Consider the following 25,879-nt stretch of genomic DNA (forward strand, 5'->3'; position numbering starts at 1 on the left):
GCAGCGCCATCGCTGTGTAACGACGATCCGAAGCAAGAACGGGAGGAGAGGAACAATGCTGAATACACTGGATCCCATCACGACGACGGCGGCGGCGGAAGCAGCTGCGCGGCGTCAACGTCTGAAATCAATCATCGGTGGCTCCACCGGCAATCTCGTCGAATGGTTCGACTGGTATGTCTATGCGGCCTTCGCGCTTTATTTCGCACCACATTTCTTCCCGACCGGCGACCAGACCGCGCAGCTGTTGAATTCGGCAGCGGTCTTTGCCGTCGGTTTCGTCATGCGGCCGATCGGCGCCTGGATCATGGGGCTCTACGCCGACCGCAAGGGCCGCAAAGCCGGCCTCGCCCTTTCGGTGACGCTGATGTGCGCGGGGTCGCTGATCATTGCGCTCACACCGGGATATGAAACCATCGGCGTGGTGGCACCGGCACTTCTGGTCCTCGCCCGCCTGATGCAGGGTCTGTCAGTCGGTGGCGAGTACGGCGCCTCGGCGACCTACCTTTCCGAAATGGCCGGCCGCCAGCGTCGCGGTTTCTTCTCGTCCTTTCAGTATGTCACGCTGATCTCAGGCCAGCTTCTTGCCATTGCGCTCCTGATCCTATTGCAGGCTGTGATGACGACGGAAGCGCTGAATGCCTGGGGATGGCGCATTCCCTTCTTCATGGGAGCAGCACTTGCAGTCGTGGTCTTCTGGCTGCGGCGTGGCCTTGCCGAAACCGAGAGCTTCAAGAATGTGCGCGCAAGCGATACGCAGAAATCCGGCTTCTGGATGCTGATCACCCGGCATCCCAAGGAAACCGCGCTGGTCATGCTGCTGACGGCCGGCGGCACGCTCGCCTTCTACGCCTATTCGATCTACATGCAGAAATTCCTGGTCAACACCTCCGGGTTCAGCCGGGAAACGTCGAGCGAGATCAACGCAATCACGCTGTTCATCTTCATGCTGCTGCAGCCGATTGCGGGCGGGCTCTCCGACAAGATCGGCCGCAAGCCGCTGATGATCGGCTTCGGCCTTTGTGGCGTCCTGTTTACCTACCCGATCTTCTCGGCGCTCGAAACCACGAGGGATCCATTCATCGCTGGCCTGCTCGTCATGGGCGCATTGGTCATTGTCACCGGCTACACATCGATCAATGCGGTCGTGAAGGCGGAGCTGTTTCCTGCCCATATCCGTGCTCTCGGTGTCGCATTGCCTTATGCCCTCGCCAATACGCTCTTCGGCGGCACAGCCGAATTCGTGGCGCTGAAATTCAAGAGTAGCGGCTGGGAACAGGGTTTCTATTGGTATGTGACGGCGATGATCGGCATTTCGCTGATCGTCTATCTCTTCATGCGGGATACGGCCCGAGACAGCGCCATCCAGGAAGATTGAGATAGCAGGCGCGACGAAAAGGTTTCTGCCGACATAAGCTCAACCAAACAGCAAGGGCGGGACATCCATGATGTTCCGTCTAAGGCTTTTAGCAGTCCACGGTATTTTACGCGGAAATGCTTCACTACCTGGGCCGTTTTCGACCTGACAAGCAATCAAGGGCCTGACCTTCGCCGGTCGCAACCGTCAATGCACCAGCGTACGACTTTTCTTGCGTCCATTCAGCAGGTGAATGAAAGTGATCCCCTGCTCTAGTAGCAGTTCGGCCGCTTTCAGATCGTTCGGGCCAAGATCGGACGAACAGCCGCGCAGATTGCATGCCAGGAACAGCGAGTTGGTGACGGCGAGCGTATCGCCATCCTCCTCGGCCTCTTCGGCGGTGGCTTGCAGTACATCCGCGACGGCCGCCATAAGATCGGCGCGCTCCTGCAAGTTCATTTCGCCAAGACTTTTCGTAATCTCACTCATGACGTCTCCTTGGCGCGCCCGACCATTCACGACATCCGTCGGGATCGGCGCGGCTCGCAACTTGGAAATGATTGAAATGCGGTTGGTAAGTGAAATATGGCAATGAAAACCGAGACCGGCAAGGCATGGCTTCCATGTTGGAAACGCATGGCATTGCGGTTGGTTCAAAATGCGCGGAATGGCGATTGCAGGACCTAGCCCGAAGTCCCGTCTATGGCTCGTCAAGTTTCAAAGTCGCGCTATCCAGCCGAGATCCGGATGCGGTTTTTCCTGGCGAAGACGTAAGTCAGCTCTTTCCGAAACCGAGCGCCTGGGATCGATCGACGATTCCAGGCGCAGGACGTCTGCTTTGCCGCCATTCAGCGCGGACGGCGAATGGCCCGCAGCTTGCCGCTGCCGCCACCACCGGCATAGAAGCGGTCCTTGCCATCAGATTCCAGGCCCGAAACGCCGGTACCCTCCGGCATTTCGAGCCGCTCCAAAACCTCGCCGGTCACCGGATCGACTCGGCGGACATCGCTTTCGTCGCCTTCCCAGGTGCCGTGCCATAACTCGCCATCGACCCATGTCACGCCGGTGACGATACGGTTGGATTCGATGGTGCGGCGGATGGCACCGGTCTCCGGGTCTATCTCGTAGATCTTGCGGCCGCGATGCTGCCCCACCCATAGGCTGCCGTCACTCCAGGCAAGACCTGAATCACCGCCGTTGCCCGGTGCGGGAATGGTGGAGAGAATCTTGCCCGTTCCAGGGTCGACCTTGTGAATCTTGTCCTCGGCAATCTGATAGAGATGGCGGCCATCGAAAGCAGTGCCAGCATGCGAGGCGACGTCGATCGTGCGCACCTGCTCGCCGCTCTCCGGGTTCAGGGCATGCAGCTTTTCGCCGGAAGCGAACCAGACGTGCTGTCCGTCGAAGGTGACGCCGTTGACGCGCGGCGCATTGTCGAAAGGGCCATATTCGCGAATGATTTCCGCTTGGGACTTTTTCATGGATGCATCCTCCAGTCGGGATTGGTTGAGTTTCGATGATGAAAAAGCTTAATCGCTTGGCAGTGGTCCCGGGAGTAACAATGTTGACGGGAAGTCAATAACCGGCGGCATCATCCAGCGGCGAGCCCGGCCATTGCCGACGCCCTGTACCATCCCGTCCGCGGCAAGTGCATCGAGCGCGCGCTGCACCGTGCGCGGGCTTATCGCGAGCGCGATCGATAGCGCCGAACTCGACCAGGATTCTCCATCGGACAACAGGGCAAGCAGCGAGGCATTCTCGACTTCGACCGGCGGCGCCAGCACCACGACATCTCGCTTTCCTCGCGGTATTAGCGCGAAGCCGTTCTGTGTCGCGTTGATATCGGCAAGGCGCTCCAGGGCGGCGCGAAGCCTGCCAATCTCAACCCTCAGTCTTGCCCTATGGGATTCGTCGGTGTGACGGGCGCGGAACGCGCGGGAAAGCAGCAGCGCCCGCGGCGCATCGTCGGGTGCCGCCTCGGCCAGCGTGCGTGCCAGCGCAAAGAGCACCGGCCGGCCCGCAAGCGAAATGATGTCTCCGCCGCTGCGCACGACATTGCGGCAGGCATCGACAACCAAGGTATCGGACGTCAGAAGCGTTTCGACATCGTCGAGCGACAACAGCTTTTCCCTCCCCTGCGCAAGCAATCGCGCCGCCGGTTCATCGAGCGCGCGCGCCGCATCGCGGACTTCGACCATAAGCGCGGGGATCCCCGCTTTGCCGGCCGCTTCCGCGGCGCGCGCCAGAGCGGCGCGTGCCGGCTGAATGCGCAGGCGGCGGATGGCGATGCCGGCAACGGCCAGTTCATGACTTGCTCTCGCAGCGGGCGGCAGGGGCGACGGATCGAGTTTTGCGAGCAGCCGTTCCGCCTCGTCCAAGTGACCGACCAGCAGCAGACGCCGTAGCTGCAGATTGCGCGCATGGGCAGCATTGATTTGATCGCCATGTTTTTCGAGAGCGGCCCGTGCCGTCTCCAGCGCTTTCTCGGGCCAGCCGAGGTCGCGCGAGACAAGGGCGATCTCGGCTTCGGCCACAATGCAGCGGGCGCGCGCAACCGTCTCGCGCGGGCCGAAGGCGCGCGCGGCACTCTTCAGCAACATCTTCGCACGCGCAAGGTCGCCCAGCTGCGCCATCGCAATCCCACGCAGTGCCAGCGCCGGGGCATCATCGCGCAGCGCGACGCGCTTCAGCGCACCCAGCACGTCGCCAGCGGCAAGTGCCTGGGCAGCAGCGACGATCAGCGAGTCCATCCAAATCCCGTCACACTTGTAACTCCCACCCCTTACGCCTCAAGCGGTAAGTTATCGCATATCGGCTGGCAAGATGCAGCGCCGACAAGGACAGACCTGACAGACAAGAGGAGATGAACCATGACGACGCATAAGACAGGAACACGCAAGGAGTGGCTTTCGGCACGGCTTTCCCTGCTGGAGCAGGAAAAGGAGCTGACGCGGCGCAGCGACGAGATCGCCGCCCGCCGCCAGGAGTTACCCTGGGTGAAGGTGGAAAAGGACTATCGTCTCGAGACCGACCAGGGTGTCGTTCCGCTCTCGGGCCTCTTCAAGGGGCACTCGCAGCTTCTCGTCTATCATTTCATGTTCGGACCGGATTACACCGCCGGTTGCCCGTCCTGCTCGTCGATTGCGGATGGTTTCAACGGCATCGCCGTGCATCTTGAAAATCACGATGTCGCCTTCTCGGCCATTTCCCGCGCACCGCTCGCGAAGCTGCAGGAGTTCAAGCAACGCATGGGCTGGACCTTCGACTGGGCCTCTTCTGCCAACAGCGATTTCAACCATGATTTCAATGTCTGGTTCACGCCGGAGGAACAGAGCGGGGGCAAAATTGAATATAATTATCGCCGCGAGCCGCCAATGCTCGATGCTCAGGCGGGCAAGACGATACAGCAATGGGAGCTGCGCGGCAGCGAAGGCCCGGTGGAACTGATGGCGTCAATGACGGGGACGGATATCGCGACCTACACGCGCGACCGGCCTGGCGTCAGCGCCTTCGCCATGCAGGATGGCGAGATCTATCACACCTATTCTTCCTATGCTCGCGGCCTTGATGGTCTCTGGGGTATGTATCAGTGGCTCGATCACGCGCCGCTCGGGCGCAACGAGACCGGCGTGTGGTGGCGGCACCATGACCGCTATGGAGTAAACTGATGTCCGTCTCGTCCGAAATCGGTGAGAGGGGCGGCCGCACCGCCCCTACCCTGCCCGTCATCGCCGGCCGGCTGCTGGCTTTGGCCGCCGCGCCGAGCTTCGCCCTGATGACCGTGCTATCCGCTTATGGTTCAGCCGGTGACATGATCTGTTCCACACAGGGCAGCTCGATGCTCGGCGGGATGGTGCCGATGTATCTGCTCATGAGCCTCTTCCATTGCGGTCCCTGGCTGAAGCTGCTTGCGAGAGAAGAAACTGGCGCCTGCATGTCGAGCTAGATGCCGACAGCGTTAGGCGAGATTCTTCAGGTAGAGGGAAAGCAGCTGGGTCTGGGATGAAATGCCGAGCTTGCGATAGACGTTGCGGCGGTGAACCTTCACCGTCCCCGTCGAGATATTGAGCTTCAAACCGATCGATTCCGACGAATGCCCCTGTAAAACGAGCTCGACGATGGCTGTCTCCCGGCTCGTCAGATTGAGATCCCGCCAAACTGTTTCCGCTGGCGGGATAGTCTCGTTCTCACCCTTCCTGCGCCGGCTTCTGCTGCCGGCGGCCAATTGCGCATCGAAGCGCGAGGCGAGGCCGGACCAATAGTATCTCACCATGCTTGCGACGAGCGGCTCGACCTTCTTCAGCGTCGCAAATTCCGCAGGCGGAAAAACCCCGGTCTTCTCGCGCCGCATCAATGACAGAACGATGGTGACATCCTCGTCGGCATTGACGAAGAAACCAATCTCCTCGGCCAGTCCGGTCTGCACATAATAGGTGCGGTAATATTCGCTGGAAAAGAAGCGATCCGGCGCCAGCTCCCGCATCCTGAGCACGCCTTGGCGGCGCTCGCGCGCCGTGTGATAGAAGGGATCCAGCAGATAGGGACCGGCCTGATAAAGCGTGACGAAAACGACATGTTCCTCGCGATCGAAGGTACTGTAGAGATCGATCGGCCGCTCCTTACCACGATAGGCGAAGACGACCACATAGTCGAAACGCACCAGCGCCGCCATCATCTGACGGAACGTCTCTCCGAATTCAGAATCTGTCATCGTCGATCGGCCGATCGTGCCGTTGAAGGCGGCAAACAGCCCTTCAAGGTCGGTGCTCATGTGACGGATCCCCTCTGCCGCCCTGCGCATCAGCGCAGCCCCTATATACACCTTCCATGAAGCGTTTTGCACGAAAATACCTCTTTCGGGGTATATACCTCGCGGGAAGCCCAGGCTTACTCTTTGCTTAACGACGGTGGCAATAAGGCAGATCAAGACTGCCGACCAACCGCAGGGAACAGACGTGGCATCCGCTTCAACGAACGATATCGAATTCCGTTCGGTCACGAAGAACTATGGCGCCGTGACCGCCGTAACGGACATCAACCTCAATGTGCCCAAGGGCGCATTTCTGGCGCTTCTCGGCCCTTCCGGCTGCGGCAAGACAACCTGCCTGCGCATGATCGGCGGCTTCGAGCAGCCGAGCGAAGGCACGGTGCTGATCAACGGGCGCGAGATGAACGGCGTGCCCGCCTACCGGCGCCCGGTCAACATGGTGTTCCAGCACTATGCGCTGTTTCCGCATTTCAACGTCGCACAGAATGTCGCCTACGGGCTGAAGCAGATGCGTCCGAAGATCAAGTCGGCCGAGATCGACCGGCGCGTTGCCGAAGCGCTCGAGATGGTTCGCCTCGGTGGATTCGCGAAGCGCCGCATCCATGAAATGTCGGGCGGGCAGCAGCAGCGCGTGGCACTTGCGCGCGCCATCGTCAACCGTCCTTCCGTGCTGCTGCTCGACGAGCCGCTGGCGGCCCTTGACAAGAAACTGCGCTCGGCCATGCAGATCGAGCTTCAGACGCTGCAGCGCGAGCTCGGCATCACCTTCGTTCTCGTCACCCACGACCAGGAAGAGGCGCTGTCGATGGCCGACATCGTCTGCGTCATGAGCGCAGGCCGCATTCGCCAGCTCGGCACGCCTCAGGAAGTCTACGACCGCCCGGCCGATCTCTTCGTCGCCGATTTCGTCGGCAAGACCAACCGCATCGAGGCGACGATGGAAGCCGATGGCGAAACGCTTCGCCTCGCGGATGGCTCGGCGCTTTCGACCGGCAAGCGGCTCGCACCAGGAGCGGCGATTGCGGCGCTGCGCCCGGAGGCGATCCATCTCAGCCGCGACATGACTGTTTCAGGCGTGTCCTTCAAGGGCACGGTGACGCATCGCATCTTCCTGGGCTCGTCAGCCGAATATGCAGTCACCGTCCCCGGCCTCGGCGATTTCTTGATCACCTCGGATCGCCGCAGCATGAACGAAAGTGATCTCGTGGGTCCGGGCGAAGAGGTCTTCCTCGGCTTCGACCCCACCGCCTTACATGTCTTTCCAGCATCGAATGCATAAGCCAAAACAAGGGAACAGCATCATGAGCAAGGATTATAAGGACAATCTCCCCATCTCAGCCGAAGGCTTCATGGAAGAATTCATGCGCCTGAAGCGCGGCTCGATCAGCCGTCGTCACTTTCTGAATATCACCGGCCTCGGCCTTGCGACGGCAGTCCTTTCGCGCGTCCCGGGCGCGCTATCGACGCCCGCCTATGCCGCCGGCGAACTCGGCACGCAGATGTCGATCGCGACCTGGCCGAACTATCACGATCCGGCAACCTTCGAGAACTTCAAGGCGGCCACCGGCGTTGCCGTCGAGGTCAACGTATTCGGATCGAATGAGGAAATGCTCGCAAAGCTGCAGGCCGGCGCCTCCGGCTGGTCGCTCTTCGTGCCGACCAACTACACGATCTCGACCCATCACAAGCTCGGCCTCATCGAGGAGCTCGACCTTACCAAGATCCCGAACTTCAGCCAGGCGAGCGAGAGCCCACGCTTCACCAAGGAAGGGCAGATTGACGGCAAAACCTACGCCGTACCGAAAAATTGGGGCACTACTGGCTTTTCCGTCAACACGAAGAAGATCAAGACCAAGCTTTCAAGCTGGAAGGATTTCTTCGAGATCGCCCAGACCGAAGCCGACGGCCGCGCCATGGTCCACGACTATCAGCTGACGACCATCGGCAGCGCACTGGTTTCCCTCGGCTACGACTTCAATTCGATCAAGCCGGAAGAGCTCGCCAAGGCTGAGGAACTGCTGATTAAGGTCAAGCCGCATCTCTTCGCCATCAATTCCGACTATCAGCCATCGATGCGTTCGACCGATGCCTGGCTGACCATGTGCTGGACCAATGACGGTGCGCAGCTCAATCGCGACATGCCCGAGCTTGACTATGTGCTTGGCAAGGACGGCGGCGAGATCTGGACCGATTATTACGCGATCCCGAAGGATGCGCCAAACAAGGCGGCCGGTTACGCTCTGCTCAACTATCTGATGGATCCGAAGAACGCGGTGAAGGAGCACATCGCCAACGGCGCGCCGACCACCGACAGCCGTGTGATCGAGCTCCTCCCGAAGGAGATCACCTCGAACAAGATCGTTTATCCGGATGAAGCCTCGCTGACGCCGCTCGAATTCGGTGCCGCCGTCACGCTTACCGATCCGAGCCGCGCCGAACTGATGGCACGCTTCAAATCGGCCTGATCGTTTCTTCGACCCGATCCCTTCCGCCGTGACGGTGGCGAGGGGTCGGCTTCCTTCCCAGCACCGGCGGACAAAGAACCTCTCGATGCCCCTTACCCCTGCCACCAAACGGCGCCTCCTCACTGCTGGCCTTGTCGGGCCGGCAAGCATCTGGCTGTTCGTTTTCCTGGTGCTGCCCTTCATCGCCATTATCGTCTTTGCCTTTGGCAAGCGCGCGCCGGAAGGCGGTTATCAGGCAGCTTTCACCTTCGCGCAATTCGCCAATCTCGGCTCGCGGTCGGCCGCCTTCGTCAACACGCTGATCCTCGCGCCGATCGGTGCGGTGGCCTGTCTGCTCGTTGCCTATCCGGTCGCCTATTATCTGGCCGTCAAGGCCAGCCCGCAGCGCCGCCTGCTGCTCGTCTCCCTCGTCGTCGTGCCCTTCTGGACGAGCCTGCTCGTGCGCACATACGCCTGGATGTACCTGCTCGGCGCACGCGGTATTCCGCATCTTCTGGAATTCTTCGGCATAGAGAACATCAGGCTCATCAACACGCCCGGTGCCGTGCTGCTCGGCATCGTCTACGGCTATCTGCCACTGATGATCATGCCGATCTATGTCAGCCTGGAAAAACTCGACCGCCGCCTCCTTGAGGCTTCTGCCGATCTCGGCGCCAGGCCCATCTCGACCTTCTTCGGCATCACGCTGCCGCTATCCCTGCCCGGCGTCATGACCGGCGTTGCCTTGGTGACGATCCTGTTGCTTGGCGAATATCTGATCCCGCAGCTGCTTGGCGGCGGCAAGGTGTTCTTTATCGGCAATGCACTCGTCGACCTCTTCCTGCAATCGCGCAACTGGCCGTTCGGATCGGCGATCGCCGTGACGCTGGTTGCCGTCGTCGTCATCGTGCTCTTGGTCGCGATGCGCATTGCCTGGCGCGTTGCCGGCACCCGCCAGGTGGATCTCGTCTGATGCGCGCGCTTGTTACTTTCGTCTATCTATTTCTCTACACGCCGATCGCGCTTGTCGTTCTGTTCTCTTTCAATGCCGGCCGCAATGCCAGCGAGTTCACCGGCTTTTCGACGCAATGGTACGGACGGGCGCTATCCAACACTTTTCTGATGGAAGCGCTGCGCAATAGCCTCATCATCGCCTTTACCAGTGCCGCGCTCGCCGCAATCTTCGGCACCATGGCGGCAATCGGCCTGGAACGGCTCGGTCCTCGCGCCCGCGCCGTCTTCGACGGGCTCTTTGCCGCCGCGATCGTCGTGCCTGGTGTCGTCATCGGCATTGCGACGCTGGTGGCGCTCGTCGAGGTCTTCGGCATCATCAACCCGTTGATCGCAGCCGTCTGGCCTGGCGATCAACCACCGAAATTCGCACTCGGCTATGGCTCGATCATCGCCGCGCACGGCCTCTTCACCATGGCGCTGGTGACGATGATCGTGAAGGCGCGCATTGCAAGCCTCGGCCGTGATATCGTCGAAGCTTCCAGCGATCTTTATGCCACGCCGCTGACCACGTTCCGGCAGATCGTGTTGCCGCAGATCATGCCATCGATCCTCGCCGGCTTCCTGCTCGCCTTCACTTTCTCCTTCGACGATTTCATCATCGCCTTCTTCGTCGCGGGATCGAACACGACGCTGCCGATCTATGTCTTCGCCTCGATCCGCCGCGGCGTCACGCCGGAGATCAACGCGATCGCGACCATGGTGCTGATCGCGTCACTCTGCCTCATTCTCATCGCGCGTTTTCTGATGCGCGAAAAGACAACGACAAACTGACCAGGAAAAACACATGATACTCAAGGATCGGGTCGCAATCGTCACCGGAGCCGGCTCTGGCATCGGCCGTGCCGGAGCGCTGATCATGGCGCGCGAAGGCGCGCATGTGATCGTCGCCGATATCGACTTGGCAAATGCCGAGGAGACCGTGCGCCAGCTTGCCGAAGCGGGTGGAAGCGCCGAAAGCCTTGTCGTCGACGTCATGGACGACCAGGCGCTTGAGGCCGGTGTCGCAACGATCGCCGCGCGGCACGGACGCATCGATATTCTGCACAATCACGCCGGCGCTCAGGTCGCAGGCAATCTGGAAGAGGTCGCGGTTTCCGGTTTCGATAGATCCTGGAACCTGAATGTGCGGGCGCATTTCATGGCTTCGCGCTTCGTCATGCCGATCATGAAGAAAGCGGGCAAGGGTGTCATTCTCAACACCTCGTCATCATCCGGTGTGCTCTACGACCGCGAAATGATAGCCTACACCACATCCAAGCATGCCGTCATCGCCATGACCCGCCAGATGGCCGGCGACTATGCCCGCTTCGGTATCCGCGTCAACGCGCTCTGCCCCGGCTGGGTCGACACGCCGTTCAACGCGCCGTTCATCATGCAGATGGGTGGGCGCAGCGCCATTGAAGATTACATTGCCGAAAAAGTGCCGCTCGGACGCTGGGCCGATGTTTCGGAAATCGCCGAACCGATCCTCTTCCTTGTTTCCGATCGATCCTCCTACATGACGGGACAGATCCTCGTTGTCGACGGCGGCGAAACGGTCGTCTAGAGCCTTTTGTATTGACGCAATTCCGGACGGAAAACCGCTTCGCACTTTTCCTGGAATTGCTCTAATCTTACGGACGTAGACGGTGCACCGATGCGTGAAATCAGTGCATCGCCGACACTCTCAAAGCCAGCTCGGCAGCCCCGCCGTAATGCGCCCAGCGACAGCCGCCTCGACACAATCGGCAAAGCTGCCAAAGCGAATGGCGCATCCGCTGAGGCCCGGACCATAATGCGCATACTTGCCCGAGTTGGTCATGACCGCACGCGTGCCGGGCGGGAAGACCGGCTCCGAGATCGAGCACCAGCAAAGATCGGATAGAACCTGCACACCGCTGTCGCGCAACCGCGCCAGCGTGCCGTCCGCCTCGGCAGCCGCGATGACATCGCGTCCCGCCGTAACAATGACCATCACCCCGGGCAGGCGGCGACGGCCGGCAAAAGCGTGGGCGAGCGTATGACATTCGGCAAGAGAGGCATGCGGGCTGCCGATAGCGACAAGCTCGACGGCTTCCGGTCCCTCGTTTAACATCTTCCAGGCGGCAGCCATGTCGGCGCGTGTGATGGCGAGGCGATCGGCATTCGGATCGAGAGCATCGGCAGCCTCCGGCGTCACGCCATCGACATGCAGCATGGGTGCCGCCGAAGTCGTGCCGAAGGCGGCGCAAAGCGCCTTCAAGTCGTCGCGCGATGGCTGTCCGACGGCGAGACCGCGCAGCAACGGAATGCGATCGGGAGACGCCTTTCCGGCGAGATAACCGATGAGCGGCCAGAAAGCATCGTCGCGACCTTCGCGAAGTTCAACGTCGAGGATACGCGTCGCCTTGCGATTTTCATCCAGATATACGCCCGAAAGCGGCGCACGGCCTGTCAAGGCGATGCAGAGATCGAGGAAATCGGGATGCTTGGCCGTGCGCGCACCAAGCACGCTATTGGCGAAGATGACGGCGTTGGATTCCGCCCAGCCGACGGCCTCGCCGGCGCCCGGTGCGCTATCGAGCAGATAGGGAGAGCAGGTGAACGTCGGGCGGCAGCCCATGCGCACATAGGCATCCGCCAGGCGTGCCGCCGGGTTGCCAAAGTCCTCCGGCACGCCCTGCGACCGCCAATTGGCGCGATCGACGGAAATGGCGTTCATGGTGGTCGGCACGCGCACGCGTCCGCCAAGCTCCGCCATTTTTTCGGCAAAGGTCAGGTTGGCCGGGCTTGCATAGATACATCCATCGATGTGCGCTTGCGTCACGTCGATAAGGGAAGTGGCACCCTGCTGAGCCGCCATCCCGGCAAGGATGCGCAACGCCTTCGCCGCCCTCCAGCATGGACCTGTCGGCTTCCGTCAAGGAAAGCCCGGAGGTGGCAGGTGGCAAAAGGGGAATGGTCTCGCCATCCGCGACGACGGCAGCGGTTTCGATCCTGACCGTCTTTGCCTGCGCCAGACGGGCAAAGATATCCGGCGGAAGGCGCACGACAGGCAGCTGCCGGCCGAACATCTCGGCGGCGACAAGCGCGCCGAGCGTCAACACATCCTCGGTCTCGCAAAAGATCAAGGCAGCGGGCGCGCGGCCTGTCAGCGCGAGATCGAGCAGCACGCCGGAGCCGCTGCAGGAGCCACGGCTCGAAGGCATCATCAGGATTGCGCCGGTGAGACATTCGCCATGTAGAGGATGATGGATATCAATGACCTTGCCGGTGGCGGGATCGACTCCGCCCCAGAAGCTGAGGGCCTCCTGCGTGGCGACGACGCGACCCACTGCGGTGCCACCCATGATACTGCGAGCCGATGCCGTGTCGTTCATATCACCGTAGATCCATATGCGAGAGGATCGTAAGCACCGATGTGGAAATCCACATCGGCATGCTTGTTTGCATTAGAAGCGTTGCGGCGAGAATGGCGTCAGATCGATCGCCGGCGCATGCCGTGTCAAAAGGTCGGCGACAATACGCGCCGTGCCGGCCGATTGGGTCAAACCGAGATGACCATGGCCGAAGGCATAGATCACGTCCGGCGTCACCTTGGCGCTGCCGATCGCAGGCAGGCTGTCGGGCAGCGATGGCCGGAAGCCCATCCACTGCACGCCACCTTCCGGCTTGAGACCGCTCAGGAAAGTGCGGGCCTTCTGCAGCATGGCTTCGGAGCGGCGAAAATTCGGCGGCAAGGTCAATCCACCCAGCTCCACCGCACCGCCGACACGAATGCCGGTCGAAAGCTTGCTGACGACGAAGCCATGACCGCCGAAGGTGATCTGCGTGCGCAGGTCGAAGGCATCGGCCGGGAGCGTCGTGTTGTAGCCGCGTTCGGTTTCGAGCGGTATGTGCTCGCCGAGCGTTTTAGCAATCCGATGCGAGAAAGCGCCGGCGGCCAGGACGACCTTGCCGGTCTGGCGCAGCTTTCCATCCGCAGCCACCACCTCGACTCCAACCGGAAGCGCTCGAAGCGACGAGATCTCCGATGTCTCGATGACACCGCCGCGGCTGCGAAAATGCGCGGCCAGCGCCAGCGTGTAGAGCTTGGGATCGGCGATGGAATACCAGCCGGGCGTGAAGGTACCGAGGATGAAATGCGACGCCAGGCCGGGCTGGATCGCTGCCATCTCGTCGGCTTTCAGATGCTGGAATTCGATGCCGTGATTGCTGCGAGCCTCCCAACCGGGCAGAGAGGCTTGGAATTCCGCCTCGCTCTCATAGACCTGGAGATTGCCCTCCTTGCGCAGCATCGAGAGCGTGTCCGTCGCGGCAAGGAAGGGTTCCAGTTCTGCCTTGGAAAGATCCATCAGGCTTGTCTGTGCCGCCGTGGAGTGGGCAACGCGCGAGGGCTGGCAGGCACGCCAGAACCGAACCATCCAGGGCGCGATCTTAAGCGCATAGGCGGGCGGCACCGAGAGCGGCCCGAGCGGATCGAGGAGCCATTTCGGAGCCTTCTTCAAAATGCCCGGGGACGCGAGCGGTAGGATATCCGTGAAGGCAAAGGCACCGGCGTTACCCGCCGAAGCGCCAGCGGCCGGTCCCTCGCGGTCGACGACGATGACGCTCAAGCCGCGCGCCTGCGCCGCGATCGCGGTGGAAAGGCCAACGACACCGGCCCCAATGACGATAACGTCTGGTCTTGCCATCAACATACACTCGAGAGAGATTTCGGCTGATACCGCGCTGCGCCGAAAATCTTTTCGGACTTGCCGATCTCAGTCATGACGTTCTGATGGAAATAGGCAATGCGATCGGAGACATCGCGAGCAAGCGCTGGTCCAAGCGTTAGGCAGATCATGGCCACCCCTACTCCCGGTGCGGGATCAAGTGCAGATATTACATCATCAAACAGCATATGTTCCGGCGACATGGCAAGCGTTCTTGTCGGAGGGATCGGGAACGTCTGGGCAACGCCGGCGTGGGGCTGTGTTACCGTCATTTCTTTAGCTGCAGCGACCTGATATTGCGGGTGGCGGTAATTCACTGGCCTTCCTCAGCTGAAGTCGAAATACGCGACAGCATAGCATGTCGATTTTTTGTATTCTTTTTGTATTTATAACTTTCAAGTCTATGATGCAAGCGAGCATAATATGGGAGAACCGAAATTGACTGACGTGATCACCCTGACGCCTGATGCGCTGCGAGACCGTGTCGAAGCGATCCTTTCAAAAGCCGGCGTCAATGCGCAGCAGGCCGGTGCAATCGCACGGGTGATCGTCGCCGGCGAACGTGACGCCTGCAAGTCGCACGGCATCTACCGCATCGAAGGCGTGTTGCGTGCGGTCAAGGCCGGCAAGGCACGGCCGGATGCGGTGCCGGTGTTGGAACAGCGTGAGGATTCCGCCATCGTACGAGTAGACGCCAAGAGCGGCTTTTCCAATGCAGCCTTCGAGCTCGGCATGCCTGTGCTTGCCGAACGGGCTCGCCGCTTCGGCATTGCCGCACTCGCTATCAACGACTGCACGCATTTCGCAGCGCTCTGGCCGGAGATAGAAGCCCTGACGGATCGAGGCCTTGCCGCCTTCGCCATGTGCCCGAGCTATTCCACCGTCGCGCCCGCCGGAGGTACAGCGCCGCTCCTCGGAACCAACCCTTTCGCCTTCGGCTGGCCGCGCATCAACAATCCGCCTTACGTCTTCGACTTCGCGACCTCGGTTGCCGCCCGCGGCGAGATCGAGCTGCACCGGCGCGCCGGCAAGCCCCTCCCCGAGGGCTGGGCGATCGATTCCGACGGTCAACCGACCACGGATCCGGAAGCTGCTCTGGCAGGCGCAATGCTGCCGTTCGGAGGTCACAAGGGGTCGGCCATCGGCACGATGATCGAGCTTCTGGCCGGCATCATGATCGGCGACTTCACCAGCCGCGAGGCGCTCGATTATCTCGGTTCGACGGCCTTCGCACCGCGGCACGGCGAACTCGTCGTCGCCTTCTCGCCGGAGGCTTTCGCGGCCGGTCGACCTGGAAATCCGCTCGCTCGTGCCGAAGTGCTGTTCGAAGCGATTGTCGGCCAAGGCGCGCGCCTGCCCTCCCAACGTCGCTTCGCTGCCCGGGCTCGTGCAGAAAAGGACGGTATCCCGCTGGCCGCAGAGGAAATCCGCCAACTCGATCGCCTAGAGGAACTCGGCCTCGACGCCGTGGCCTGAACAACGTTGAAATGCAAGTGAAGGCCAGAACAAGATAAAAGGAGGCCCCGCGGGGGCCTGTCGCATATCGAGACTAAGCTGACCGTAGCAGCTTACGCCTTATACTTTTCCACCGCGCCGGGAAGCCTGCTCCACTCGGCATACCAGCTATTGAACAGCTTGAATTGCGTCTCGACATAGCCGCGCTGGCTCTCGTTCAGGACGTCGCTTTCATTGAAATGAAGCTCGTATTCCTTGTCGCCCTTCAGCACCATCATGTACTTGAAAAAGAGAACCAGATCCGGTCCTTCGTCGAAAGAAGACAGGACAGCAAGCGCCTGCTCCAGCTCGAGCGCGCGCTGACGCGCGTCGACATCGCCCTTGGCGGCGGCCTGGGCAAGGTTGCAGAGATGGATGACTTCCTTCGGCAGCACGTTGCCGATGCCGGTGATTGCGCCGGTTGCGCCGCAATTGACGAAACCGTGGAAAACCGCCGTATCGACGCCGATCATCAGCGATACCTCATCGTCGCGGCTGGTGATGTTCTCGGCGGCATAGCGCATATCGGCCGGGCCGCCGAATTCCTTGAAGCCGACGAGGTTCGGATGCTCGGCACGCAGCGCAAAGAACAGATCGGCACGCGTGGCAAAGCCATAATAAGGGCTGTTATAAATCACGGCGGGAAGATCGGGTGCAGCCGACAGGATCGCCTTGAAATGCGCCTTCTGCGCTGAAATCACCGAGCCACGCGACAGCACGCGGGGGATCACCATCAGGCCCTTGGCGCCCACTCTCTGGGCATGCGCAGCATGGGCAACGGCTGAAGCGGTATTGACGGCGCCGGTGCCGACGACGACAGGCACGCCTGCCTTGGCCAGCCGCTCCACCCCTTCCATGCGCTGCGCATCGGTCAGCAGCGGCCAATCGCCCATGGAGCCGCAATAGACGACAGCCGACATGCCCTCGGCAATGAGCTGCTTGCCCTTGTGCACCAGCGCATCGAAATCGGGGGTGCGATCGGCCTTGCACGGGGTCATCAAGGCAGGAATTACACCGGAGAAAATGCTTGCAGTCATCTGTCTATCCTCTTGGGGCCTGACCTCTTGGGCTCGGGTGGATCGGCAGCAAGCCGCATCCGCCGCCACGCCTCACCGTCCATGCAGCATTCATATATCTTTGTATTTAATTTGTCGACAAGAAATATGCAGCTTAAAGACTGACGTCCAGACGCTCTTCGCGCATTAGCAGTTTCTGGATCTGGCTGACGATCTGTTCGGCATGTTCCCGCGCCAGACGCTCGGCAAGCTCCGTATTCCGCGCCTCGATCGCGGCAATGATTTCATCGTGCTCCTCGACGAAGCGACGCGGCAGACGATCGTTGTAGGATTGGTAATAGAGACGCAGGAGGCGCCGGCCCTCATTCAGCAATCGCGAGAAGAGGCTGGTGAAATAGGGGTTGCGGCCGGCCTCGGCGATCGCAAGATGCAGCGCGGCGTTGGTGGAGATCATGGCGAGCGCATCCTGCGCTTCGACGGCATCGGCGAATTCAGCCTGAAGCGCGCGCACACCTTCGAGATCTTCCGGACGGTGATATTTGGCGGCAAGCTGCGTTGTCACCCGATACATCAGCACCAGCGCATCGAAATAGCTGTGCATGTTGAGAAAGTCGATCTGCGAGACCATGGTCGAGCGGTTCGGCAGCGTATCGATCAGCCCCTCGCCTGCCAACCGCACGAGCGCTTCGCGGATCGGCGTGCGCGACATGCCGAAGCGTTCGGAAAGCTGCACCTCATCGATGGGACTGCCCGGCGGCAGCTCCAGATCCAGAATCTCGTCCCGCAAGATATCATAGACCACTTTCACGCCGGAGCCGCGCTTGCGCTCGTTTCGGAGGCTTGCTTCACTATCCATGGCTGACTGACCTCTTCTTTCAACGTGAGAAATAAAGGGGCATGCCAGCTAAATCAACGCCGCTTCCCAGCATTCCGGGCCTTTGTCAAAAATCGAGGATTACGCCGAGCGAGCGTAAACTTCAGCGATAAAGTCGCTGCTCGCATCACAGACCCGGTTTCGCCCGCCTGCCTTCGCCAGATAGAGGGCGCGATCCGCTTCGCGACAAAGCTCGGAAAGCGACTTGCATTCCCGGCTCACCTTCGAAACGCCAATGCTTGTCGTCACCACCACGTCGGCACCGAGATCCGGAAATCGGGTCTGCTGAACGGCGTCCCGAATGCGCTCGGCCTGAACAAGCGGGCCTCCTGCTTTCAAGGGAAGAAAGATTATGAACTCCTCTCCTCCCTGCCGCGCGAAAATGGCGGACGCCGGCAAGATCGCCTCTATCGTTCGCGATATGGCGACGAGAACTTCGTCTCCCGCCGCATGGCCCCAACGGTCATTGAGATGCTTGAAGTGATCGATATCGAGATAAAGAATGGCATCTCCATCCCGAAGCCGTCCGGAAGCGTTCTCGTTGAAGAAGCGGCGATTATAAAGACCGGTCAGGCCATCTCGCTCTGCCGTTTGCCTGAGTTTTACCTGTTGGCGCTCGCTTATGAAGATGACGATCGACAGCGCCAGCACGAACTTGGACAGGATCATCAGCAGGAAGCCGCTCGCCACATCGAGAAGGATGAAAGAGTGGAACGAAAACTCGAGGGCCATTATCAGCGATAGCAGACTGCAGGCCGATAATATTGCGGCAACGAATTTTCTGATCGGCAGCGGTTCGCGAAAGGAGTCCCTGAATATGACGATCGCCGCGCCGGCAAGCATCACGCAGCCGAGGAAATTGAAGGTCACCGCCCTATATGTATTGTTCAAATGAAATGCCGTGAAAGCTCCGACGAGCAAAGTCAGCAGCGCAGGCAGCAATGCAAGAGCCGGTATCACTTTTCTGTCGGGATCGCTGATCACCACGAAAGATGAGCCGAGCAGCGAATATCCAAGCACGGCGCAAACGAGATTGATAAGGCTGAGAGGCGCATAGAATGCCGGATAGGTTTCAGCATATCCGGCCAATGTTGATGCAGCAGCGAGAATTACGAAACTTGAGGCAAGCAGCCCAACGCCGCGGCTTTCATTCGAGCTGTATTTCAAATAACCCAAAGTCACCGCACCAGCGATATAGGAGGTCTTTTGGAGAAAGAGCACAGTCGGCATATCTAATTCATCAATCATCTAAAACTACCAAAGCAGCCGGAAAGCATCGCGGCCTCGATACTCCGAACGATCTAAAGATTTTGCCAATGGGGCCGCTAAAGATCTTGCCAATGCAGCATCTGCGATAAGTCTTCGCCGAAAGCAGATCACCATCAGGGGCGGGACTGACATCAGGGCCGCACCGGCCGGCTGACGCTTCTCTACCATTGCGCCGGATCGAAAACTGCCTAGGGTGAACGCCTCGCCTCCGTTGCAAAGGGCTTGCTGAATTCAATTTTGGAAACGCTATGAATTTTACGTCGAACAGAGATTTTCTCGAGTTTCACTCGTTGCCCCTGAGCGTTACCCTTGCGATTATCGACCGGGCGGCCCAACTTGCAAAACATTGGCATGAGCGCACCATGCCGCAAACCCTGTTCGGCAAGCGCGTCGGCATCATTGTCGATGACACCGGATGGAGAAACACGACCGCTTTCGATCTCGGCGTGAAGGCAATGGGCGGCATATCTGCTCAACCTCCCATCAGCTTCAGTACCCGCGAACCTACAGCCGACCTAGCGGGCTACCTAGATAATTGGTTTGATCTTCTTGTCGTCAGGACAAAAGAGCTTGCTACCCTGCAGGAACTTGCTGCCGCCGCCGAAGCACCCGTCATCAATGCCCGAACAAGAACCAATCACCCCTGCGAAACGCTTGGCGATCTTGCCTATATCAAGAGCGCAAGAGGAACGCTTGATGGCCTCAAGGTTGTCGGAATTGCGCCAGACGCCAATATACTGAGATCATGGGTCGAGGCATCGCGAGCGATGCCGATGCACGTCGTTCAGGTCTATCCGGAGCGCTGGCACCTTATCGACCCGGACCTTCTGAACCCAAATTTTGAAAGCAGCACAGACATTCGCCATCTGCTCGATGCGGATGTCATCATTACCGATTCATGGCCAACAGACGCAGAGGAAGATGCGTTGGCCGAGTATCGGGTGTCGGCTTCGCTTCTCAACGACGGAAAGCAAGGCACGATCTTTTTGCCGTGCCCGCCAGTCATCAGAGGTCAGGAGCTGACGGTGGATGCAATGCTGCATCCAGTCTGCCAAAGCCGGGCGGCCAAGGCATTTTTGCTTCACACCCAGAATGCCTTGATGGAGTGGATGACTTCGTAATCGTCGATGGCAGCATGTCTTGCGATGCGATGCGGATGGCTACCACGACTCTGATTGGTTTTCGAACTTTGAAGCGACGGAAGAGCTTTGGCTATTAAGGCTGCTGCGTGACACAAATCCCGAAAACCGGAACTGCGGACAATGATCTGGTTTGATGCCTCTCTTGAAAAGCATGCTGACAATGATCTTCTGCGGCGTTCACTTGCGGCCCTACTCAGTGTCGATACTGACAGCGTTGACGTAATCCACGACATAGCCCAAATCACGGATATGCCGGCAACATGTCTCGTGACGTCGAAATCTTTCGATGACTATTCGCAGATCATCAGCATCTATCACTCGAGTGACCTGCACCCACCACCCATTCTTGAAGCTGCCAGCCAACTAGCACGGCTACTCCAGAGATCGCTCCTAGTGGCCAGCGACGAGACAGCGAACCCCTATTCTTTCATTCTGATATCCCGCACCGGTGAGCCTTCCGTCGTCCTGGTGGATTCTGACGAACTGGATGAGAACGATCGCTATGTCATCACGAGCCATACTTCTGGCGCGAGCGGACAATCGCGAGAGTCCGACAAATAATTTCCATCCTCCTTGTCGGAATCACCTTCGGTTGGCCGTCCTTGGACTATCAACCGCGCCAACCTGGAGGGATATCGTGGAAAACGCTCAATCAATTTGGCAGACAATCGCCGTTCTCGTCGCACGCCTCATCTTTGCCGCCGTCTTCGTTATGGCGGTCTCGTTCAAGTTTATGGATATGGGCGCGACCGCGAGCTATATCGCCGCTGCCGGCTTCCCGTTTCCATTATTCCTGGCTTGGTGTGCCGCGATCGTTGAAGTGCTGCTTGCCGTTGCTTTCTTGACCGGTGCTTTGTTTGTCCCGGCGATGCTTATTGCAGCCGTTTATGTCATCTTCCTTGGCTTCTCATTCCATGGTCCGGCCCGCTGGGCCGGCAACCAAGCTGAATTCGGCTTCTTCGTGGATCACTTTGTTTTTGTAGCCGGACTGCTCTTCGCCGCCGTACATGGGCCGGGCAGCGTGCTTGCCGCCAGGTGGACGCCCTGGTCGGACAGAATATGACGCAGCTTCATCATGATCTGAAGCTTGCCGCGCATTGCCAGCAGCTTGAAATTCTGCTCCCTGCCGCATTGCAGAGTTATTTATGGCTCGATTGACGGGCGGCGCTTGCCGTTCGCTCCAGCAAGTTTGAACACGCCATCCAATCTGTTCCACCTACCAATGCTACGGTACATGGAACGGAATGGGTGGCATTGCTGAACCAACTTCCCAATCTGAACTGATGCGCTAAATTGAAAGCCGATACGGCGTCGAGCAGCAAGGTAGAAGTCCAGAATGAACGACCGGCAACCGTTTGATCTCAAGGCCTATGTGCACGACAGCGAAACAAAACCATGCTTCATCTGCGGCTTAGTCAGGAATGATCCCTCTTGCTTTCATCATCGCATTTTTGAGGACGTCGAGACGATTATTTTTCTGAGCAAGTACCCAACATTGCCTGGTTATTGCCTTGTCTGCCCGAAAGAGCACCGAGAGGATTTGGCTCAAGATCTGTCGACGGAAGAATATCTCCGATTACAGGAAAAGGTGCATCTGTTGTCTCGCGCCCTCAAAAAGGTGTTTCACGCCGAGCGAATGTATGTGCTTTCACTCGGTAGCCAACAAGCCAACAGCCACTTGCATTTTCATGTCGTCCCCTTGCCTGCAGGTGTGCCGCTCGAGGAGCAGCAATACCATGCTTTGATGGCTGAGCACGGGGTTCTGCATATAGCTGATGACCAAATGGCGCAAATGGCGTGGCGGATCGCTGCAGCCTATCATCGTGAGCTGACCGCATCATAGTTCGGCTTTAGGCCTCTCATGGAACTTGCGGTTCAAAGAGATGATGCGGGTATCACGTGACACGGGCGATGCCACCAATTCGGCCGACGGTGGTTTTTTGCGTCCGTCGGTTTCCAAGCCGAAACGATCACCCCTTCTGCTCCACGTATCGATACCGCGGTCCGGAAAAGTCAAATGAGGGATTTCACAATAGCTTGAGATTATAGTTAATACTTCGCTTAGCCGAAGCTATTTAAGAGTTCATTTCCGCCACCCGCGACCATCCCTGCAATCGGGTTCGGGCGATGCCGAGAGAGCGGATACGAAGATATCGAACCGAGGGCCACTTCGGAGCGACAGATTGCCGCTCCAGGACTCTTCTTCCGCACGAGACCATATGCCGTTGCCTTCCAACAGCAGCAAAAAGCAGCGGCGCTATACCCCGCGCACTACTTCGGCTGTGATTGCATGCTCTTCATCGCTTCGAGGTCTTCATGCGAGACGAACTCGCAAGCCAGCAGGGTCTTACCTGGGAAGGCCGCGGATTCGCGGGCGACCACGGACACCACTCCCATCTCGGCCGCGGGCTGCTCAGCCTTGCGCAAAGCGCGCCCATATGACTTCGTTGCGGTGCCGAGGAGATTGCCAAGCCCATCCGATGTCAGGTGATAGACCTTGGCCAGATCGTCCGCCCGCAAGCCGTCGACCAGGATGCCGAAGCTTGTTCCGGCGAAGACGATTTCATTCGTCTTGAAGCCTTGGCGACCGAAGTCCGCGGACATTTTGTAGACGGCAGCCGTCATGAGCGACGTATCCGCCTTCGCAAGCTTTTCAGCCTCATCATACATCTTTGTCGCGCTGACAGTCGAATAAGGCGGCTTGCAAAGGGCAGCATCGAAGAAGGAAGATTTGTCGAAGGCAAACGCACTCGAACCGAGCGTGAGCGAAACAACGGCGCTCAGTAAAAGGGATGCTGCTATGTTCAAGAATATTTCCCCCAATGACTGATGAGCCATTCGAACTTCGATCGTGCCGACCGTGCTGCTGTATCTACCGCTACGATCGCCTTGCGCCAAGCCGCCCATAACGATTATCTCCAGATTTCTCATCGAGTTCACAGATTACATAGCGGCGGCCGGCGAATGTGTCTCAATCTATGAAGCCGCACCCCGATGTAAAGCAGCCTCTTCCATGCACTGAAGGACGTCGTTTGGCTTTAACGACGCAAAACGAGATTCGTGCGTTCCCGCTCGATAGCCAACCCCTGCCCTTCGCGGCTTCATTCTCGCAAATCCCTTCTCGTCTGCAGCACCGCTCAAATGCGAATGCTCGTTCCCTGCCTTGCCGATGAGAGATGCTACAGGGCGCCAGACAATAGCAACGGAAACACATAATCGAAGCCAGCAGCTTGTGTGGGAATCGAAGGCGAAATCCGTGCAACACTCTCTTGCACCATCAGGCGCGCGGAACATTCGAAGGCTGTGGCTTCACCAGACAGTCTGAACAACCGCAAACATAGGGAGCACCATCGACCCGCCCCCGATTGGCCGCGACGCCCTCCCCTTTGAGATACGGCAACCCACACAAACGTGAGCCCTGCGACATTTTCGCAGGCTGCTTGTTCCAAATTCGGGATTGAGGGAAGATGCGCCGCGTACGCGCTACCTATCGCGGCTTTGCGAAAACTAGCCGTCCAACTATAAAAATCTCGTTAACCAAAAACTTGCTGCAGACTGCACCACCTCATATATGAACGTCGGCTTGGCGTGAGGGCGAACAAACGGGACAGATTTCTTTGCCATCCCGTCAAAATCACTTCACAATCAATCCGTAATGGAATTGCACGCAGAGGAATGATTTGATGGAAGAACCTTGGACAACCAATCGCGAGCCGATCGTGGCGACCGAACTCGATGTCAAGAAGGCAGCCGCGATCAACACGCTCTTGCTTCGCCCCATCGGTATCCTGCCCGTCAACGCCGGCGATCCCATCCGTCCTTTTGCGCTCGGCCTCTGGAATGAAATCCGTCCGCTTTTGAAACCTGACGTGCCGGTCATGTCTCTGCGTCGCTCCACCAGCGCGTTTCTGCATTCCAAGCGATATTATCATGCCTGCGCCCAGCCGGATTCCATGCGGCACGATCTCGCCGGCAATCCCGTCGAGCCGCTTTCGGCCGAAGACAGGCTTGCCGCACAGCAGCGCCTGATGACCCTGCGCCAAACGCAGGTCAAGGCTGCGGTCCAACGCGAAGAACCGCCGCCACCGCCAGCCTTGAGCAAAGCAGAACTCATTCGAGCTTCCCTCCTCGGCCGACGCTCCGATCGTGCTGCTCGCTGATGCGCCTGGACGCATTACCTCATAGCCTCCTCGCCTTCATTATAACGACCGCAATGGAAACGCTGCACCTTTGGCGTGGTAGTGCGACGACGCGGTTGACGGCAATTCCGGCTGCGTTCCGGTAGTCCGCGGACTACGGGTCAATTAAGCTCCGCCACGAAATGGAAGCCTTGGGACGCATTTCATCCCAAAATCTCGCCCGACCTTCTGCGCGAGTGGTCCGCGGACTACTCCCCACTCATCCAGAAACATCCGGCAAAGCGAATCACTTTCCAGATCGGCACGGACCAAATCGACGGGATAGTAAAGCGGCAGCAGATCGAATGTCGCAACACGCTGTTGATGCGCAAAAATGCATCAAAAACTGCCTTTTATCTAAGCATTTGTAAAACGGACACGAATCGGAGCATATTGTAACTGCGTAGTTCAGTAGCATTCTGTCACAATTGCGCAGTTAATTGGGAAAACAACGATGCAGCCGAGTCTCGCGCTCCAAGAAGATCAAGAGCACCTTCCAACGCTTCTGGCGACAGATGCGCAGGAATTGTCTTATCAGCTCCAGCAACATCAGGCAAAGATCTTCCCGCCTCAGTCACAGAAAACTATGCGGATGTTTTCGCCGGCCGAAGCTGCAGCCTTCATCGGCATCGGTGAAGGTTATCTTCGCCAGATCGCAGCCGAAGGCCATGGACCAGACCCGCTTTCCAATGGGCGCCGGCTTTATGCCGCCGAAGATATGGACCGCATCCGCAAGGTACTGGACGAGCGCAACGGGACACCCAAATATGTTCCCTGGCGCCGCGGATCGGAAAAGCTCCAGATCATCTCGGTCATGAATTTCAAAGGCGGTTCCGGCAAAACCACCACGGCAGCCCACCTCGCCCAATATCTGGCGCTAAGGGGCTATCGCGTACTGGCTATCGATCTCGATCCGCAGGCCTCCTTGTCCGCCCTCTTCGGTCATCAACCGGAACTCGATGTCGGCGAAAATGAAACGCTCTACGGCGCCATCCGCTATGAAGAGCCGCGTCCGATCGCCGATATCGTCCGATCGACCTATACGCCGAACCTGCATCTGATCCCCGGCAATCTCGAGCTCATGGAGTTTGAGCATGAAACGCCGCGCGCGATGGCGGCAGGTCGCGCGGAGACCATGTTCTTTGCTCGCATCGGTGAGGTTCTGACCGAGATCGAGAGTTTCTATGATGTCGTTGTCATCGATTGCCCGCCGCAACTGGGCTTTCTGACGATGTCTGCGCTCTGCGCCGCGACGTCGATCCTCATCACCGTTCATCCGCAGATGCTCGACGTCATGTCAATGTCGCAGTTTCTGACCATGACGAGCGAGCTCATGTCCGTGGTCGAGAATGCGGGCGGGCGCACCAGCTACGACTGGATGCGCTATCTCGTGACCCGTTTCGAGCCGAACGACGGACCGCAAAGCCAGATGACCGGCTTCATGCGCGCCATCTTCGGCAATCGCATGCTACAGAATGCCATGGTCAAGTCGACGGCCGTTGCTGATGCCGGCGTCACCAAACAAACGCTTTACGAGGTCGATCGTGCCCAATTTACCAGGGGCACCTACGACCGGGCTCTGGATTCGCTCAATCTCGTCAACAGCGAGATCGAAACGCATCTCCGCCTGACCTGGGGAAGGAAATAAGT

24 protein-coding genes and 2 pseudogenes are annotated in these 25,879 nt (G+C 59.0%); 15 read left to right on the top strand and 11 right to left on the bottom strand.

Going from position 1 to position 25,879, the window contains the following annotated elements; genetic code table 11:
• Positions 1–55: 55 nt before the first annotated feature.
• Positions 56–1,378 carry an MFS transporter gene (locus AC13RM_RS28840; protein WP_374818727.1) on the top strand — a complete coding sequence of 441 codons (1,323 nt, stop codon included), beginning with the start codon at positions 56–58 and terminating at the stop codon, positions 1,376–1,378.
• 186 nt (positions 1,379–1,564) lie between these two features.
• Here the strand turns inward: AC13RM_RS28840 and AC13RM_RS28845 are convergent, their stop codons facing one another.
• From AC13RM_RS28845 to AC13RM_RS28855, 3 genes are all read right to left on the bottom strand, one after another.
• The gene (locus AC13RM_RS28845) at positions 1,565–1,846 is read right to left on the bottom strand and encodes a hypothetical protein (protein ID WP_374818729.1); all 282 of its coding nucleotides are present in this window, start codon (positions 1,844–1,846) and stop codon (positions 1,565–1,567) included.
• A gap of 359 nt (positions 1,847–2,205) precedes the next feature.
• Positions 2,206–2,838 carry a Vgb family protein gene (locus tag AC13RM_RS28850; protein ID WP_374818731.1) on the bottom strand — a complete coding sequence of 211 codons (633 nt, stop codon included), beginning with the start codon at positions 2,836–2,838 and terminating at the stop codon, positions 2,206–2,208.
• A gap of 48 nt (positions 2,839–2,886) precedes the next feature.
• The gene (locus tag AC13RM_RS28855) at positions 2,887–4,107 is read right to left on the bottom strand and encodes a helix-turn-helix domain-containing protein (RefSeq protein ID WP_374818733.1); all 1,221 of its coding nucleotides are present in this window, start codon (positions 4,105–4,107) and stop codon (positions 2,887–2,889) included.
• 120 nt (positions 4,108–4,227) lie between these two features.
• On the opposite strand from AC13RM_RS28855, the gene AC13RM_RS28860 reads away from it, so the two are divergent.
• Together AC13RM_RS28860 and AC13RM_RS28865 are read left to right on the top strand one after the other, a co-directional pair.
• Positions 4,228–5,025, top strand: a complete 798-nt coding sequence (locus AC13RM_RS28860) for a DUF899 domain-containing protein (RefSeq protein ID WP_488555971.1) — start codon at positions 4,228–4,230, stop codon at positions 5,023–5,025.
• Positions 5,025–5,303, top strand: coding sequence for a hypothetical protein (locus tag AC13RM_RS28865; RefSeq protein WP_488555972.1), 279 nt, complete (start codon positions 5,025–5,027; stop codon positions 5,301–5,303). Before AC13RM_RS28860 ends, AC13RM_RS28865 begins: the two co-directional genes overlap by 1 nt.
• A gap of 12 nt (positions 5,304–5,315) precedes the next feature.
• Here the strand turns inward: AC13RM_RS28865 and AC13RM_RS28870 are convergent, their stop codons facing one another.
• Positions 5,316–6,128, bottom strand: coding sequence for a helix-turn-helix transcriptional regulator (locus tag AC13RM_RS28870; protein ID WP_488555973.1), 813 nt, complete (start codon positions 6,126–6,128; stop codon positions 5,316–5,318).
• Positions 6,129–6,312: 184 nt separating this feature from the next.
• Between AC13RM_RS28870 and AC13RM_RS28875 the strand changes: the two genes are divergently transcribed.
• The 5 genes from AC13RM_RS28875 to AC13RM_RS28895 all read left to right on the top strand — a co-directional run bounded on the left by AC13RM_RS28875 (position 6,313) and on the right by AC13RM_RS28895 (position 11,129).
• Entirely contained in the window at positions 6,313–7,404 is a 1,092-nt protein-coding gene (locus tag AC13RM_RS28875; protein ID WP_488555974.1) for an ABC transporter ATP-binding protein, read from the top strand.
• A gap of 22 nt (positions 7,405–7,426) precedes the next feature.
• A complete protein-coding gene (locus tag AC13RM_RS28880; RefSeq protein ID WP_488555975.1) occupies positions 7,427–8,590 on the top strand; it encodes a polyamine ABC transporter substrate-binding protein in 1,164 nt (387 codons plus the stop codon).
• An 85-nt stretch (positions 8,591–8,675) separates the two neighbouring features.
• Entirely contained in the window at positions 8,676–9,542 is an 867-nt protein-coding gene (locus AC13RM_RS28885; protein WP_488555976.1) for an ABC transporter permease, read from the top strand.
• Positions 9,542–10,354, top strand: a complete 813-nt coding sequence (locus AC13RM_RS28890; protein WP_113228488.1) for an ABC transporter permease — start codon at positions 9,542–9,544, stop codon at positions 10,352–10,354. Before AC13RM_RS28885 ends, AC13RM_RS28890 begins: the two co-directional genes overlap by 1 nt.
• 13 nt (positions 10,355–10,367) lie before the next feature.
• A complete protein-coding gene (locus AC13RM_RS28895) occupies positions 10,368–11,129 on the top strand; it encodes an SDR family NAD(P)-dependent oxidoreductase (protein ID WP_488555977.1) in 762 nt (253 codons plus the stop codon).
• A 120-nt stretch (positions 11,130–11,249) separates the two neighbouring features.
• Here the strand turns inward: AC13RM_RS28895 and lhpI are convergent.
• The 3 genes and pseudogenes from lhpI to AC13RM_RS28910 all read right to left on the bottom strand — a co-directional run bounded on the left by lhpI (position 11,250) and on the right by AC13RM_RS28910 (position 14,573).
• Positions 11,250–12,921, bottom strand: a pseudogene (gene lhpI / locus AC13RM_RS28900) (cis-3-hydroxy-L-proline dehydratase).
• A 72-nt stretch (positions 12,922–12,993) separates the two neighbouring features.
• Positions 12,994–14,235, bottom strand: a complete 1,242-nt coding sequence (locus AC13RM_RS28905; RefSeq protein ID WP_488555978.1) for an NAD(P)/FAD-dependent oxidoreductase — start codon at positions 14,233–14,235, stop codon at positions 12,994–12,996.
• Positions 14,235–14,573 (bottom strand): hypothetical protein, encoded by a 339-nt coding sequence (locus tag AC13RM_RS28910; RefSeq protein ID WP_488555979.1) that lies wholly within the window; start codon positions 14,571–14,573, stop codon positions 14,235–14,237. The genes AC13RM_RS28905 and AC13RM_RS28910 overlap by 1 nt, the downstream gene beginning before the upstream one ends.
• Before the next feature lie 106 nt (positions 14,574–14,679).
• Here AC13RM_RS28910 and AC13RM_RS28915 point away from each other — a divergent pair, with 106 nt between their 5' ends.
• The gene (locus AC13RM_RS28915) at positions 14,680–15,732 is read left to right on the top strand and encodes an Ldh family oxidoreductase (RefSeq protein ID WP_488555980.1); all 1,053 of its coding nucleotides are present in this window, start codon (positions 14,680–14,682) and stop codon (positions 15,730–15,732) included.
• A gap of 92 nt (positions 15,733–15,824) precedes the next feature.
• Here AC13RM_RS28915 and AC13RM_RS28920 read toward each other — a convergent pair whose 3' ends face one another.
• The 3 genes from AC13RM_RS28920 to AC13RM_RS28930 all read right to left on the bottom strand — a co-directional run bounded on the left by AC13RM_RS28920 (position 15,825) and on the right by AC13RM_RS28930 (position 18,888).
• The gene (locus AC13RM_RS28920; protein ID WP_374818758.1) at positions 15,825–16,787 is read right to left on the bottom strand and encodes a dihydrodipicolinate synthase family protein; all 963 of its coding nucleotides are present in this window, start codon (positions 16,785–16,787) and stop codon (positions 15,825–15,827) included.
• Between the two features lie 133 nt (positions 16,788–16,920).
• On the bottom strand, positions 16,921–17,622 hold the full coding sequence (locus AC13RM_RS28925) for a GntR family transcriptional regulator (RefSeq protein WP_374818760.1): 702 nt from the start codon (positions 17,620–17,622) through the stop codon (positions 16,921–16,923).
• 99 nt (positions 17,623–17,721) lie between these two features.
• On the bottom strand, positions 17,722–18,888 hold the full coding sequence (locus AC13RM_RS28930) for a GGDEF domain-containing protein (protein WP_374818762.1): 1,167 nt from the start codon (positions 18,886–18,888) through the stop codon (positions 17,722–17,724).
• Between the two features lie 269 nt (positions 18,889–19,157).
• Here AC13RM_RS28930 and AC13RM_RS28935 point away from each other — a divergent pair, with 269 nt between their 5' ends.
• From AC13RM_RS28935 to AC13RM_RS28950, 4 genes and pseudogenes are all read left to right on the top strand, one after another.
• Positions 19,158–20,030, top strand: coding sequence for an ornithine carbamoyltransferase (locus AC13RM_RS28935; RefSeq protein WP_374818764.1), 873 nt, complete (start codon positions 19,158–19,160; stop codon positions 20,028–20,030).
• A 141-nt stretch (positions 20,031–20,171) separates the two neighbouring features.
• Positions 20,172–20,612: a hypothetical protein gene (locus tag AC13RM_RS28940; protein ID WP_374818766.1), complete on the top strand. Its 441-nt coding sequence runs from the start codon at positions 20,172–20,174 to the stop codon at positions 20,610–20,612.
• Between the two features lie 76 nt (positions 20,613–20,688).
• Positions 20,689–21,130, top strand: a pseudogene (locus AC13RM_RS28945) (DoxX family protein).
• A 257-nt stretch (positions 21,131–21,387) separates the two neighbouring features.
• A complete protein-coding gene (locus AC13RM_RS28950) occupies positions 21,388–21,894 on the top strand; it encodes an HIT family protein (protein WP_374818768.1) in 507 nt (168 codons plus the stop codon).
• 428 nt (positions 21,895–22,322) lie between these two features.
• On the opposite strand, the gene AC13RM_RS28955 is transcribed toward AC13RM_RS28950, so the two are convergent.
• Positions 22,323–22,859 carry a hypothetical protein gene (locus AC13RM_RS28955; protein WP_374818770.1) on the bottom strand — a complete coding sequence of 179 codons (537 nt, stop codon included), beginning with the start codon at positions 22,857–22,859 and terminating at the stop codon, positions 22,323–22,325.
• A gap of 875 nt (positions 22,860–23,734) precedes the next feature.
• Between AC13RM_RS28955 and AC13RM_RS28960 the strand changes: the two genes are divergently transcribed.
• Together AC13RM_RS28960 and repA are read left to right on the top strand one after the other, a co-directional pair.
• Complete coding sequence (locus AC13RM_RS28960) at positions 23,735–24,211, top strand: ProQ/FINO family protein (RefSeq protein WP_113228475.1); 477 nt, start codon at positions 23,735–23,737, stop codon at positions 24,209–24,211.
• Positions 24,212–24,683: 472 nt separating this feature from the next.
• Positions 24,684–25,877 carry a plasmid partitioning protein RepA gene (gene repA, locus AC13RM_RS28965; RefSeq protein ID WP_075852829.1) on the top strand — a complete coding sequence of 398 codons (1,194 nt, stop codon included), beginning with the start codon at positions 24,684–24,686 and terminating at the stop codon, positions 25,875–25,877.
• Positions 25,878–25,879: the final 2 nt, after the last annotated feature.

Source organism: Martinezella sp. CNPSo 3732 (genome assembly GCF_057784515.1).